Consider the following 14,342-nt stretch of genomic DNA (forward strand, 5'->3'; position numbering starts at 1 on the left):
AAAAGGCCAGGGTTGAAGCTCGGAAGTAAACCTGCGACACGCTATCGGCGACGCAGGCATTGCACCGCACCAACAAGATACTTCACGGGGAGCGGGCTAATGCGACGCCTAGCTAACCTTCGCGCGCAAGCGGTCGATCGCAAACACTTCGTGGCGGGCGTGGTTCGCCTGGCCGCGGAACGCCCGCCACTCCCCCAGCTTGTACATCGGCACACCGCGCCGAACGCGCACCTCGACCTCAAAGTCACGGCTGATGAAGTCAATCCTCCGCTCGATCTCGCTGTCGGAGAGACTGCCCCCAAGCGCCTTCCGCAACCCCACAAACGAGACAAAGCCAGCGTGCTCTCGCAGCGCCCGGTAGACCTCATCATGACTTCCAGCACCGTGCCGGCCGGTGGGAGTTCCCTCCTTGCGCAAGGCGGAGGCGATAGCAGCCCCGAGCGCACGGGCTACCGGCGGCGGAAATGCGTTGCCGATCTGCCTGTAGGTTGTAGTTTTTCTTCCTTTACGCTCGGCAAAGTCCCACTCGTATGACTGGCCCGCCCAGCCCTGAATGCGGGCAACCATCTGGTTGGTCAGCTTAGGAACGAAATTTATCGGGACATCGGGGCCGGGCGCTGCGTCTGCGATCCCAAGGCCGTCGACTCCCAGGGTGCGCCACTCGCGCTTAGCCCGTGTCGGGCCAAGGTCAGGACCGCCGTGTTTTTTGGAGCCGCCAACAATGGTCGGGGCAACCCTGTCGGCATTCTTCGCCCAAACCTCGGCACCCGGCCAGCCGTTCGCCGCCATCAGGTCGTAGAGTGCCGAACCCACCGTCTGCACCGCCGGGGTCGGCTCAGGCCAATTGAAGTAAGGCGCAAATTCTTCTCGCAGAGCCACGAGGATGAACCGGGGCCGCAATTGCGGGACACCGTAATCCTTCGCTTCAAGGAGCTGCCAGTCCGCGCGGTACCCCAGCTCCGCAAGCCGGTCGAGAACGGCCTGCCGATACCCGGCGAAACGCGGCATCGATAGCCCGCGGACGTTTTCGAGCAGAACAGCGTCAGGCTGCATCCGGCCAGCAGCCTCAACTGCCCAGGCAAACAAGTCGCGCTCATCCGACGATCCCAATTGCTTACCGGCGATCGAGAAAGGCGGGCAGGGCACTCCACCGGCAAGCAGCGAAACCCCCTCATGCTGGGCCGGGTCCCAAACTGACTCGTCAGCAACATCTCCGACCGCAACTCTGGGCTCGGGCTGCCCCTCAGCGGCTGCAAGGCGCGACAGATTCCGCTTCAGGGTTTCAGCCGCGTCGCGGTCAAGCTCCACCGCGAGCGTGTGTCGAAATCCCGCAAGGTGCAAGCCGAGGCTCTGGCCACCTGCCCCAGCGCAGATCTCGACCACTGTCAGCTCACTCGTGCGTTTCGTTTCATTCATGATGAAGCCATTCTTTCAGACTCATCAAGTCTGTCTGGGACACTCGCCGACAGGCATGCACAACGTCACACATACGTCCGCAGCAGAAGTCTGGGGCCAAACTTACGCATGACTCAGCACGTCAGTAGCACGCTCCGCCGCCCTGGACAGACGACAACTAGCCTCGCGAAGTCACGTTGCATCTGCTCGCCTTCTAGATAAGCGATGAAGATCTCGTCTAAAAGTGCTTAGCCCCTGCGGCAGGATCCCAAGTGCATACCGTTGAACTTGCAGCTACTCCGGCTCGGGTGAAAAAGCATCCTCACGCATGTAGGCAACACTGCATGGCTTGCACCAAAAACGCATGGACAAACGCGTAAACACCGAAAAGCCGCTAGTACCGGACAACCTCGAGAGTTTAGTTATATCCGCCCAAAACCCATTCTTTATAGGCTGAAGGATCATAGCCCACCGCCGCCAACAATGCAGAAGATTCTTCGATGCACCGTTCAAAGGCATCAGCCTGCGCTGCCAGTAACTCGTCAACGAGAATCCGTTCGCTGACTTTCCTAGGTATTCCTGCCGACTGTATACATTCACTCTCCGCCCGACTTAAGGGAGGATGGACTGGCCTAACTAGGCCTTGCGGATCTAAAGAGAGCTGAGGGGCAGGCTTAAACCTGACGGCAATTGAGACCAGATCATCATCTCCAGCTCCGTTACCGGTTCTGTAGGTCATCAAGCTCTTAACAAACGGCTTCAGCCCGGACGCAATCCCCCGTGACACGATCCATTGAGTCAATCCGAGCATGAATGCCTCTGTAGACGAGGCTGCTTCCGCCACGGCAACACTGTCTGATTCCGCAATTCCCCAGAGCGCATCAAACTCAGATGCATATGCAGCGCAGGTGTTATAGATCGACTCCGCTATATCGTTAAGACCAGCCCTCGCATCATCATGGACGTTGTCCGCATCCATACGGGTAGTGATGAACAATAAAAAGTCTTCCTGAGCGCTTCCCTGGTTCTGCAAGAGCCATTGCAAAGCAGTGAAATAACTGGGTATTCCCGGGTTACTAATCTCGCGTGCGAACCCTCCGCACAAGTCAATATTGATCGCATGAAAGTGACGCTCTCGCCGAACACGTTGCCATGGAAGAGACTTCTGATTTCCAATATCACGAAAATCGCCGGGGAAGACTTCAGACTCTTCGCTTACGTACTTCAGTCGCTTGATGGCGAACTCGTTGGAATGAAAACCAGATTGGGCAGGATCGTTCCCGGACACAGCCGTGTTGAACCCAAGATACTTGAGGCGAAGCTGATCGCGAACACAGACTGATTCGTGAAGATGGCGCACGTCTAAGAAATCGTTTCCAGGGAGAGTAAGATAGCGCAATTCTCCCTCACCCAACTTCAGATCACGTACAAGAAACCCTATCTCCCGCGACCACTGCATATTCCGGACGTATTGTTTTCGAGGTCGGTGCCAGGCTTCAAAAGGTCGCTCGACACTTACTGGAAACGGCGCAGGCCCATCACCAATTAGGGCAGCGAGATCATCGTGATTGCTCGACAACGACTGGTCCATATTATCCACGGCTTTCAGCCTCCAAAACGCCGAGAATGGAACCAAGTAAATTGACCTGCTCTTTGGGAGAAAGTTGATCCAGAACTCCGTATACAGCCAAAACTTGCGTAATCGCCTTGAGCTTGAGCAGACTACTGTCACTGGGAGATGTATTGTCCCAGGGTATCTCATTCACCAATTGCTGAAGGCTAAATTGCTGAGTAACTTCCTGATGTGATGGAGTTGTTTTATCACCAGGCCGTGTGATTGTGACATTGGGAATAATGCCTTCGCTATCGGTGCGCAATGCATTAGCGGAGGCGACGATTTGGCGAATCCGGTCCTCGACACCACGGGTAGCACTGTGCCGGACGACCTCACGCAGTTCCTGCGCCTGACGCTTCTGAGCCGTAGCGAGTTGGCGTAGAGCACTGTGAAGCCAGCGCGTCAGCAAGACTGTGTGAGGGTGCGAGGAGTTAAAGCTTTCCCGGTCGATATTCAGCGCACCCTCAAGGCCCTGTTTCACGAAGATCTCGCAGGTTATCTGTCTAAGTCGCGTTAACTCGGCTACTTGATAATTTAGAAACGTCGAATCAAACAACGTCCCACTTGCACCATGTATTCGGATAAGCACACCTTGATGTTCCGTTGGGGCAATTTTCGGGGTCCAGAAAAGATATGCCTCAAATTCTAGAGGACCCGCACTAACCTCGCGCGGAAAACCCTTAAAGTCCTCGCGCATGGAGCCCAAAAATATCATGGGCTTCTTTAGAACATGTTGCGTAGAGGGCAGATTCCGGAACTTGATGGGGCGCCTCAAACTTAGGCCGTCAATATTCACCGAAAAATCTACATGCTGGTCGTCAGTACGCGAAAAACCGGCCAGTTCACGAAGGGTTTTACGCGGATCGTCGATCGGTAAGACTTCAGCCGAGCCTTTGATAGCGTTTGAAAGTCGGTAGATATAGGCCCAGTCCTCCGCTAGTGTTTCATCAAGAACATTCTTCTCAACATATGGAAGCGGGAGAGCGAGCGCGAGGTTCCAGACCATTTGCAGGTATGTGTCGAATATGTCCGAAAGCTTAACCGAAGTCCGGCCCTGCACATAAGACCAGACGCTATCGACCATTTTAGTAAATGCCTCGTCTGGATCGTCTTTTTCGTCCCACGGCAAGCTTTGCGTTCGACCCTTATCTTCAATGTGAAGGTCTGAAGCATCTAACCGACCAATATGGTAAAGCGGTATAGAGGAGAGTGACTTTGCGGCACCTTCTTCGCTAAGCGGATTATCGATAGCACTCCACAGTTGCTCGCTGCGCAAGCTATCTCTTGTTTGCGGCCGTATCGCATTGAGAATAATGGTAGTGCCGTGCACACTCGTATCGTTAGTCGGCTCTCGCCAAACCCTGTAGCGGCCAGCTTTGAACTCGGTTTCATCGCCGTCGCTGGATTCATCAGCAAACTGTTGAAGGTTGACTAAAACGATTGTTCGATAGTTATCGCCCTCAGTCTTCGTAATGATCTGAAAGCTGTGCGTAAGTTGGGAAACTGAAAAAATACCGATTCCAAGTTTCCCTATGAGTTTTCGCCCCTTGGGGCTTGTTGTTGCATCACCCTTTGCGGTTATTCCTAGTTCGCTTCCCTGCGCGGTTCTTTTTGCACTTCCGCCAATATTGTGCAAAAGATGCACAACCGTGTCCGGAGACATTCCTACACCATTGTCTTCGACGGTAATTCGACTGAATTTGGGGGCATCAGTTTTCACTGAGACCCATGTTGCGTCGGCATCATAGGCATTAGCGATCAGTTCTCTAATCGCAGATCCTGCTTGTCGATAGATCCCGTCGGTAACCCGAGCGATCACACGTTCGTTCGTTATTAGGTTCGATTCGATTGACTCTGATTGCTGCGTCACGCTTCGAAGTTTCTTTGCAGCGTCAATGTCACGTTTGCTAAGCAACAGAATACTCACCCCTTCCTGGCTGAATACAGGACGGAAGCAGGAGACTCTTCGCGTAATTCACCAAAAATTTTGCGCTCGACATCACGTTCCAATGGTTTGGATGACGGTAAGCTTTTTGGTGTCTTGAGCGCCCGGCCAAAAGAAGGCTAGATGATCGCCCAAGGGGAGTGGAGCAAGCCCCTCCATCATGCGCGGGTTCCGTGTTCATGAAGTTGCGGGGATGGATCGTACCTGCCTTAGCTGAGCAGTCAACAGCAAAAGCAATCGGGAGCCGCGCCCGACAACAGAAGAGGTGCAGTCCCTCTGCTTCCGGAAACACGCTCGCAATCTTCCCCAATGTCACATTTGTCCTATCAGTGAGTAGCAGGAGACTCCGTATCGCACGCCGTCGGCTCCGAGATTTGATCGCGCAGATGACGCAAACCGAGTCAATGCTACTGGTGCAAGCCCGCAATTGTTGCTTGTGTTTGAATTGGCCTTGGTTAAAGCCAATATCAACACCATGGGGGGTAAGGCGTGCCAGACGTCGTCGGTGAGCACTACATGCTCTTGAAGGTGGAGCGCCGTAGCGGGACGTTCTCTATCGTTCGCAAAGCTGTGGATGATCGCGACTCTACTTTCGTGGCAGTCAAGCTACTGTCAGGACAGTCAGACGACATAACGCGCAAGGTCTTCAGCAACGAAGCGAAGACGCTCAAGAGCCTGACGCACCCCAACATCGTTAGTTGTCGCTGGGCGGGCACTGATGAAACAGGCACCTATGTTCTTGTTTTGGACTGGGTTGAGCGGAACCTCGACGATGTCCTCAAAGCATCAGGACCCTGGGAATCCTGGGATCGCCTGGCTTCTGACATCGCATTGCCCTTGGTCGACGCGCTGGCATACACCCATCTCAAACAGATCGAACACCGGGATATCAAACCCCAGAATGTCCTCGTCTCCGATTCAGGAGTACCCCTCCTTGCGGACTTCGGAATTGCGAAGATCCGAGGCGAGGAAAATTCGACTCTTCAAACGGTTGCAGATTGGCATTCCAAGCCGTATGCGCCACCTGAACTAAATGCGGATATCCGGTACGTGCGCGATGTCTACTCGATGGGCGTACTTCTCATTCAGTGCATGACAACGGAACGACTGAAGGACCTCGCAGGCGTAGAGCGGGCGCTCGAGTCAATTCCCGTCCCGCCTGACGTTCGACGCCTGCTCGGATCCTGCATCGCCACGCAACCAGACGAACGACCGAAAAATGCCAGCGACCTTCTCAGCGCCCTTAAAGCAATCCAGGAGAGACGCGAAGGACAGCAACAGGTCGCTCGGAATCCCGTTTGGCTTCGTCTGACAAGGGCAGCAATAAAGTCGTTGGGCGGAAGCGATGACGCGCGGCAAGAAGCTGTAGCCAAGGTTCAAGCCGATCTTTCCGGGGACGTCTACGCTTCGTTCTACAACGATCAGTCGAGCGGCAAGCCGCAGCGAGACAGCATCCGGGTGGATGGATCGGCTTGGAGCTTCACTTTGAAGTCCGATGAGGCTGGCGCAACGGTCATCAAGGCTGCAGAACTCGACTTCGAGCGACTCGAAAATCACCGGCGGCGAGCCGCGCTGCTACCGCAGGTATTCGACTGGACGTTTGCACCGCCACCAAACATGGGACTCGCACGGGCGGGGATAGCAACCCTGATTGATACCATCGACGCCTTTTATGAAGCCAAGGAGAAGACGGAACAGGCCGGCAAAGAGGAGCGCGACGGTGATGAACTCTTTGACACGTGGCGGAGGGTTTTGAACGCTCGCGAGGAACTTGCGCGAGGCGAGAAAAAGCCACTGGCTTACAAGAAGGTGCAGACCCGCGGCCGGGAGGCCGCTTTCACACTCGAATCCGCGGTCGACTACGATCTGGTGGGCTCGGAATGGCGCGTGAAAGACCATAAGACTGACCGCAAGTTTGCTTGGGGCGAGGTCATCGAACACGAAGACGATCGGGTCCTTATCGTAAGCGCCCGACGCTGGGAGAGCCTGCCAGATCGAGCGGTGCTTGACCCTCACCTCGGGCCGGACGAGGCAGCACTTAACCGTCAGCGCAGGGCCGTCGATGACGTTCAGCGTGACAAGTCAGCCCGTCCTGATCTGCGGGCACTGCTCATCGATCCGGGCAGCAATACGGAACCTAAAGCTGTTTCAGTCTTTAAATGGAAGCGTGAGCTCGATGGCAGCAAGAAGGAGGCGATCGAAACCGCTTTGGGATCGCCTGATATCTTCGTCGTTCAGGGCCCACCAGGAACTGGTAAGACCAGCTTTATTGCGGAGCTCGTGGAGCAAACACTGAGCGCAAATCCTTACGCACGGGTGCTCATCGCTTCGCAGACCAACGTTGCAGTGGACAACGCCCTGCAACGTCTCTCCGATGCCGGGCAGGCGAGCATGGTCAGGCTGGCAAGCGCCGACCGGAACCGTGTCGACGAGTCCGTGCGTCATCTCCTCCTTGATGCCCAGATGAAACGCTGGGCGCGCGAAGTTCGAAAGAACGCGGAAGGTTATTTAGGAGCACGAGCGACTGAAGCCGGACTCTCGCCATCACACCTTCGTGCAGCTCTCGCCCTTCAGCAGCTCTCTGCAAGCCTGTCGCAGCTTGACTACCTCCAGAATCTCCGACCTGAAGATGAAGAGAAGCAGCGGTCCGAGATTGCAACCTCCCTGGTTGAACCGGTGGCTTCGACCTCAGTTCAGGAAAAGGTCGATGCCCTCGCTGACCTTCGAGACGAACTCCTCAAAGAGGCGCAATTCGAGTTAGGAAGCGACCTGACACTACTGGCCGACATGAGTGCCCGGGATGCCCTAAATGCAGTAGATGTCCTGATCGGTGAAAGCAACGATGCGCAGCAGCTGCTTACGCGCCTGCAACTACAAGGCGAGTGGCTACAACGAATTTCGTCCGACTCCGGTCTCGCCAACACGTTTCTCGACCAAACAAGTGTCATTGCAGGAACATGTGTGGGTTATCTAAGGCACCCAGCGGTTCGCGAGCTCGACATCGACCTGTGCATCGTCGACGAGGCCTCGCGGGCAACCTTGACCGAAGCACTGGTTCCCGTATCCCGGGCCAAGCGTTGGGTCGTCGTCGGTGATACTAACCAGTTGCCCCCAATTGATGAGGACATACTGCGCAATAAGGACCTAATGCACGACCATCAGCTCCTTCCCGAGGACGTACGGGAGACGCTATTCCAGCGGCTGACAGACCGCCTACCGGACCATTCCCAAGTCATGCTAAGCCAGCAGTATCGGATGATCCGACCAATCGGCGACATGATCTCGACCTGTTTCTACAGGGAGCAACTTCGCTCGCCAAACGACCGCGGACTTGAAGGGTATCTCCTCGGATACGGTAAACCTGTCCTATGGCTGGATACCTCCTCCCATGGGCGAGACCGGCGTGAGGCCGCCCCTCATGGCAAAGGCAGGAGCTTCGCAAACCGTGCAGAGGCCCGCATCGTCATTGGCCGGCTAGAAGTACTAAATGGCTCGGTTGACAAGAAGGTCGTCCAGCTTCCAAAGGGTAAGCAGCAACTTGATGTGCTCGTCATTGCGCCATACGTAGCCCAGGTCGCCGACCTCAAGCAGCAGCTCGCACCTCTACGCGATCGCCTGAAGCATCTATCAATAACGGTGATGAGTGTGGACGCAGTCCAAGGCCGTGAATCAGACGTTGCTATCTTCTCCGTAACTCGGAGCAACTCAAGTGCGGAACTCGGGTTCATTGGCCCGGACTACTGGCGGCGCATCAACGTGGCACTTTCTCGTGCCCGGTTCGGCCTAACCATTGTTGGCGATGCAGGATTCATACGAGGTACAACCGGTGCCTTGAAGAAAGTGCTGACATACATCCAGTCCCATCCGGATGATTGTGAACTTAGAACGGCGGAACGATGAGCCTAGCTACAGCAGATACTATTCGGCGACGGTTCGGTGATCACCGCCCTGGCCTTCAGTTGATCAGGGTGGTCGACGCTGCCTTGCCAGTCACCATACTCCGCGTAGATGTCTTGGCACAGGAGCTCAAATCATTTCCCCTCCTCGAAGAGTTCATCCTGAGGTTTGTGCACTCGGGCGTTCGTGAAATTGATGAGATTGCAGGGCTTCTCGGACTGCAACGCGACCAGGTCGTGAACACTATTGCAGACCAGATCAGTTCGAACAACCTCACGCGAGCGGGGAATGGGCAGCTCGGTCTTACTGCCCTTGGCCTCGAGTCGGCTCGCAATCTTGCCGCCGTCCAGCCCGTTCTAACCCAGCTCAACGTGCCCTTCGATAGACTCGTTTGGGACGCGCAGGACTATGCAAGGTCAAGCCTGATCAGGAAGCGGGATGCCCAAGAAACCGGTCTCGAGATTCTCCCTGCCAAGAAAACCTCGCGGGTCGACCTCAATGACCTCTCCGTTGAGCGCTTTAACGAACTCGTCGAGTCACGCGATGACCGCAAACGTCAGGTCGAAGTCCTGCGTGTCAGGAAGATCGCGTCTCAGGCACAACACGTGTACATGCCAGCACAGCTGCTCGTCTACGGCGACTCCGATTCTGGCGAGGTACAGCTGGGCCTTTGTATTGATGGTGACCTCCAGCCTGCGCACGGGCTAGAACTTGCGGCAACAGACGCCATCATGAAGCTCGGCATCTCGGTCGCTCCTCCCGAACCCCGTCCTACTCTTGCTCCCGAGCTCGAGGAGCAACGGGTAGCCCTCGAGCAGGTGAAGAGTATCAGCGCCGCAGTCGAACAGGTAACAAAGAGCGACGAAGAATCCACGCAGAAGCCGCTGCGAGTTGAGGACATTGCGGTGCGCAGTGTCGATGTCCACGAGCATCCGCAACTTCTCAATAAAGCGCTCAACGGCGCGAAGAAGCGACTGCTGATCATCGCGCCATGGGTGAAAGGCGGAGTGGTCAACACTGACTTCGTCGCTGCCCTTGAGCGGCGCCTCCGCGCTGGGGTTGAAGTTCATATCGGTCACGGCTATGGCCCCGACGACAGCGGGTCCGACGACTTCGCGCTTCGCAAGCTCATCAATCTTGCTGCCCGCTACGACAAGCTGCGAGTCGTCCGCCTTCAGAACACCCACGCCAAGATCTTGATCTCCGACAATCTATGGGTCACCACAAGCTTCAACTGGCTCTCCTTCAAAGGTGATCCGAACAGAACCTACCGCATGGAAGAGGGCACGCTCGTGCAGATACAGAGCGAAGTCGATAAGGCGTTTAAGCGGTATACCGACGTACTCGACTCGGATGGTGCAGATCCGCGGGCGCGCTCCTGACGACCTTTGACCTCTGCCGACATGCCACGACCGGAATCACAGGAGTGATGATCGATCCTGCGGCGGGAGAGATCATCGATCAGAAGGAACTTGCGGAGCGGGTGCTCGCCCAGGCCAAGGAACAGGGCCGGAGAACGTCGCCGGGGAATTGCCGAATGGTCGCCCGGCCCCTAAATCCGATCTTTCCGGTGCTCTTCGTTGACCCGGTCGTGGTCAAGGTCCGTGAGGGGCAGGGCCATAACACCCCGTTCTAAGTCGCCATAGGATTCACCGCTGGTGGGGAGCGGGAGACTCTGGGCATCTGGGCCGACGACACTGGCGACGGCGCATGGTTCTGGCTTCAGGTCTTCTCCGAGCTGAAGAACCGGGACGTGGAGGATGTGTTGATCGCCGTCTGCGACGGGCTCAAGGGCCTGCCCGAGACGATCACCACCAGGTGGTGGTGGACGCTCATGCAGCAGTGCATCCTGAACCTCATTCGCAACAGCTTCCGCTAGGCCGGGCGCCAAGCACCGCGACGCTATCGTCAAGGCGCTCAAGCCCGTCTGCACGCCCCCCCCCCGGAGCAGACGGCGAAGGTCCTATTTGCCGAGTTCACCCCTGAATGGGGCCAGCGATATCCGGACGTCGTGCTGATCTGGGAATCCTAGTGGGCCGAGTTCGTGCCCTTCCTGGAGTACGAAGTGGAGATGCGACGGTCATCTGCACGACGTGGTCGAGTCGATCAACGCCCGCTACCCAAGGGCGGTCAGGGCCCCGAGGCACTTTCCGAATAAGTCGCTGCCCTGATGTGCTTGTATTCGGTCACCCGATCTCTTGCTCTTACCTTCGCGGGTCAGTTCGAAAGTCCCGACGGTGGGCTGCGGGTTTTTTGGGGAAGGGGCTACTCACTTAGTAGTAATCCTCCCCTGGGAATCGATCCCTTCTACAGGGCTCTGACAATAGTATTGACGTCCAAATGAACCAAGGTTCTGAGTACAGTAGGGGCTCATTGGGGCTGGTGCCCCGCTGTAAGTAGCAATGCCGAAATGGGGCGAGATGAGCATCAATTGGACGCGGGACGAAATAATCCTTGCATGCGACCTGATCAGGACAAACAACTGGAACGGCTTAGATGAGAAGGACCGCCGCGTAGTGGATCTGTCCTCACTGCTAAATGAAAGCCCCCTACATCCGGTGGAACTTCGGGATGACAAGTTTCGCAACCCGGCCGGCGTGGCCCGCAAGACATGGGACATCGCAACCCAGCATCCGGACTACACCGGCCAAAAGACCAAGGGCAACAAGCTCGACGCGATCGTGCTGAACGACTTCCTCTCTGCGCCGGCCAAGATGCAGACCGTGGCCGCTGCGATCCGAGCGGAGATACTTCGAGGCGAAACTACGCTCCCCAACCAGGACGATCCTTATGCCGAAATAGAGGCATCGGAGGGGCGCCTACTGCTGGCCCGACACCTGAAGCGGGAGCGGAATCGCGGCTTGCGGAACCGAAAAGTCGAAAGCGTAAAGAAAGCAGGCCTACCTGTCGCCTGCGAAGTCTGCTCGTTCGACTTTGGAGAAACATACGGCCAGCGAGGCCTGGACTACATCGAAGTTCACCACGTACTGCCGCTACACGCTTCCGGCCCCACGACCACGCGCCTTTCCGATCTCGTCCTGCTCTGCGCCAACTGCCACCGCATGATCCACCACGGCGATCCGTGGCTGACACCGAAGGACCTCAAGTCGTTGTTGGTGCAAACGCCATAGCTGCAGAACGTGCACCACTGCCTGCATGGGGCGGCTATAAGATTTGGGAACCCAGGCAGAACGAGGATGGAACACGCCATGAAGTATACGAACGAAGATCAGATTAAGCGCAAGCTCGGAATCGAGTCATGGAGGAATCTCTCCAAAAGCAACGTAATCAAGTTCGCAGCCATGATGCCTGACATGGACAGGGAAGTGGCCCTAAAGATCATTCAGCAATTCCCCGCATTCACAAAGTTCGCCCTAGAAATTTTGGACGCGATAGGGAAAGCACACGAAAAAACACTCGCGGCTAACAAGCAGAGTACGGACCACGTCTATCAGGCACTTCAGGACACTAGAGAAATCCTAAGGGGTGAACTCGACAAGGACGGGTTGAGCCCGGAGGACAGAGAGAAGATTTTCGACCGACTCATGGAACTTGCAAGGATGGCCTCCCAAAAGAACACTGAGGATAAGCAGTTCTTGGCAGATGCTCTGAATAAGATGGCAATAGTCGGTGGTGCTGTAGCCGCCCTAGCTTTAGCTTTTGTCGGCGGCAAATTCATGGCTGAAAGCGGAGATAAGCCCGACAGTTCCTCGGGGGACGCCGAAAGTTCCCTGGAAGCTTGAGCTTCAAGCGCAGATCGGCCTGCTGCTTAAGGGCTTTCCCTATGCGTGGACCGAAACGGTTCTGCCGTCACACCGTTTCTAGTCCAGGAGGAACCCGGACAGCCTCTCGCCCCCCGGACCGGGCGGAGCTTCGGTGGGCAATAGTGCACCTCCGTGGCAGGCCCGAATTTAGGACAGCCAGCGCGGCCATCGCTGTCACAGGTTACAAATGGCGCGCCCGGCCAAAGCCGGACGCGCCCTTCGTGTGCCCTCAACCCATGAAGTGGTTAGAAGTGGCTGAGTCAGTCGATAAGCATGGGCTCCTTGTCACCCTCCGAAGATTCGACAACCGCCGTAATTCTCCTTTTCCGGTGGTTCACCCAGTTCGCCACCGCCAGGAGCGCCACGAGTCCGAAGGTGCTCAGCAGTTGGGGACGGGAGTCCTCGCCGATGAAGCCCACCGTGAAGATCGCTGCCAGGATAAGCAGACCAACAACTGTAAGCCACGGGAACCCAGGCATTCGCAGGGGAAGCTCCGTCCCCTCCCGGTCGGCCCGGAGGCGCAGTGCCAGCTGAGCCAGAAGTGCGGACGTCCACACCAGCAGGCACGTCGACCCTACGATATTCAGCAGGACGCCCAGGACCATCTCAGGGAAAGCCAACTCCAGCACCACCGTGACAACACCGAAGGCAACGCTGGCCAGGACCGCGACCACGGGAACCCGGGCCTTGGACACCGAAGCGAGCCAACGAGGTGCCTCACCCCGCTCTGCAAGGGAGAAGGCCATCCGGGAAGCACCGTAGAGGTTAGCGTTGAGGGCGGAGAGCAGGGCGGCGACGGCGACCAGGGTGATGGCGGTGGCCGCACCGGGCATGCCGACGGCGCCCAGCACGGCGGCGAACGGGCTCTTCAGCCCGGCCGAACCCACGGGAACCACCGCGGCGATTACGAAAATGGCGCCTATGTAGAACACCAGGATGCGCCACAGCACGGTCCGGACTGCCTTCTTCACACTCCGGGCCGGCTCAGCTGTCTCAGCTGCCGCCACGGAGACGATCTCGGTGCCGCCGAACGCGAACGCCACCACAAACAGCGCCGTCGCAATCCCGCCGAAGCCGTTGACCGCGAAGCCCTCCCCCATGAAGTTGGACAGGCCCGGCGACTGCACTCCCGGAATCAAGCCAAACAGCAGGGCAAAGCCCACCAGCAGGAACCCGACAATCGCCACCACCTTCAGCAGGGCGAACCAGAACTCGAACTCGCCGAAGTTCTTCACGCTGGTCAGGTTCACGGCGGTGAGCACCACGATGAACACCAAGGCCATCAGCCACACGGGCAGTGCCGGGAAAATCGTGGCCAGCAGACCCGCCGCACCGAGTGCTTCGGCCGCTATGACCACCACCAGCTGGATCCACCAGAGCCAGCCCACCGTGGCGCCGGCCACCGGCCCGTAGGCCTTGGCGGTGTAGACGGAGAAGGCGCCACTGTCCGGGTTGGCGGCAGCCATCTCGCCGAGCGCCCACATCACCAGGATGATGAGGGTGCCGGCCACGAGGTAGGAGATCAGCACCGCCGGGCCGGCGGCCTGGATGCCCGCGCCGGAGCCGATGAACAGGCCAGCGCCGATGGCGCTGCCCAGCCCCATCATGGTGAGCTGGCGGGGTTTCAGGGCCGCGCCGAGGGCGCGGGCAGACGTCGTTGTCTGTTGTTCCATGGGGAGTCCTCTGGTTGTAGGTGGAACGGTTTGGGGTAACAGGTCAGAAAGTT

The 14,342-nt window shown here is 57.2% G+C and carries 10 protein-coding genes; 6 read left to right on the forward strand and 4 right to left on the reverse strand.

All coding sequences use genetic code 11. The features are described from left to right. Nucleotides 1–108: 108 nt before the first annotated feature. The 3 genes from FDW83_RS14510 to FDW83_RS14520 all read right to left on the reverse strand — a co-directional run bounded on the left by FDW83_RS14510 (nt 109) and on the right by FDW83_RS14520 (nt 4,880). Nucleotides 109–1,416 (reverse strand): DNA cytosine methyltransferase, encoded by a 1,308-nt coding sequence (locus tag FDW83_RS14510; protein ID WP_138138785.1) that lies wholly within the window; start codon nt 1,414–1,416, stop codon nt 109–111. 397 nt (nt 1,417–1,813) lie between these two features. Next, nucleotides 1,814–2,995: a hypothetical protein gene (locus tag FDW83_RS14515; RefSeq protein WP_138138786.1), complete on the reverse strand. Its 1,182-nt coding sequence runs from the start codon at nt 2,993–2,995 to the stop codon at nt 1,814–1,816. After that, nucleotides 2,988–4,880, reverse strand: a complete 1,893-nt coding sequence (locus FDW83_RS14520) for an ATP-binding protein (RefSeq protein WP_171027571.1) — start codon at nt 4,878–4,880, stop codon at nt 2,988–2,990. The genes FDW83_RS14515 and FDW83_RS14520 overlap by 8 nt, the downstream gene beginning before the upstream one ends. A gap of 564 nt (nt 4,881–5,444) precedes the next feature. On the opposite strand from FDW83_RS14520, the gene FDW83_RS14525 reads away from it, so the two are divergent. The 6 genes from FDW83_RS14525 to FDW83_RS14545 all read left to right on the forward strand — a co-directional run bounded on the left by FDW83_RS14525 (nt 5,445) and on the right by FDW83_RS14545 (nt 12,595). Then, nucleotides 5,445–8,855 (forward strand): serine/threonine-protein kinase, encoded by a 3,411-nt coding sequence (locus tag FDW83_RS14525; protein WP_138138788.1) that lies wholly within the window; start codon nt 5,445–5,447, stop codon nt 8,853–8,855. A gap of 113 nt (nt 8,856–8,968) precedes the next feature. Further along, nucleotides 8,969–10,234 (forward strand): hypothetical protein, encoded by a 1,266-nt coding sequence (locus FDW83_RS14530; RefSeq protein ID WP_138138789.1) that lies wholly within the window; start codon nt 8,969–8,971, stop codon nt 10,232–10,234. Between the two features lie 47 nt (nt 10,235–10,281). Beyond that, nucleotides 10,282–10,488 carry a hypothetical protein gene (locus tag FDW83_RS19555; RefSeq protein WP_240720996.1) on the forward strand — a complete coding sequence of 69 codons (207 nt, stop codon included), beginning with the start codon at nt 10,282–10,284 and terminating at the stop codon, nt 10,486–10,488. Between the two features lie 45 nt (nt 10,489–10,533). After that, nucleotides 10,534–10,731 carry a transposase gene (locus FDW83_RS19560; RefSeq protein WP_240720998.1) on the forward strand — a complete coding sequence of 66 codons (198 nt, stop codon included), beginning with the start codon at nt 10,534–10,536 and terminating at the stop codon, nt 10,729–10,731. Between the two features lie 541 nt (nt 10,732–11,272). Beyond that, complete coding sequence (locus FDW83_RS14540; RefSeq protein ID WP_171027572.1) at nt 11,273–11,983, forward strand: HNH endonuclease; 711 nt, start codon at nt 11,273–11,275, stop codon at nt 11,981–11,983. Nucleotides 11,984–12,061: 78 nt separating this feature from the next. After that, entirely contained in the window at nt 12,062–12,595 is a 534-nt protein-coding gene (locus FDW83_RS14545) for a hypothetical protein (RefSeq protein ID WP_138138791.1), read from the forward strand. 281 nt (nt 12,596–12,876) lie between these two features. Here FDW83_RS14545 and FDW83_RS14550 read toward each other — a convergent pair whose 3' ends face one another. After that, on the reverse strand, nt 12,877–14,289 hold the full coding sequence (locus tag FDW83_RS14550) for an amino acid permease (protein ID WP_138138792.1): 1,413 nt from the start codon (nt 14,287–14,289) through the stop codon (nt 12,877–12,879). Between the last annotated feature and the right edge of the window lie 53 nt (nt 14,290–14,342).

The organism is Pseudarthrobacter sp. NamE2, assembly GCF_005796205.1.
Classification (GTDB): Bacteria; Actinomycetota; Actinomycetes; order Actinomycetales; family Micrococcaceae; genus Arthrobacter.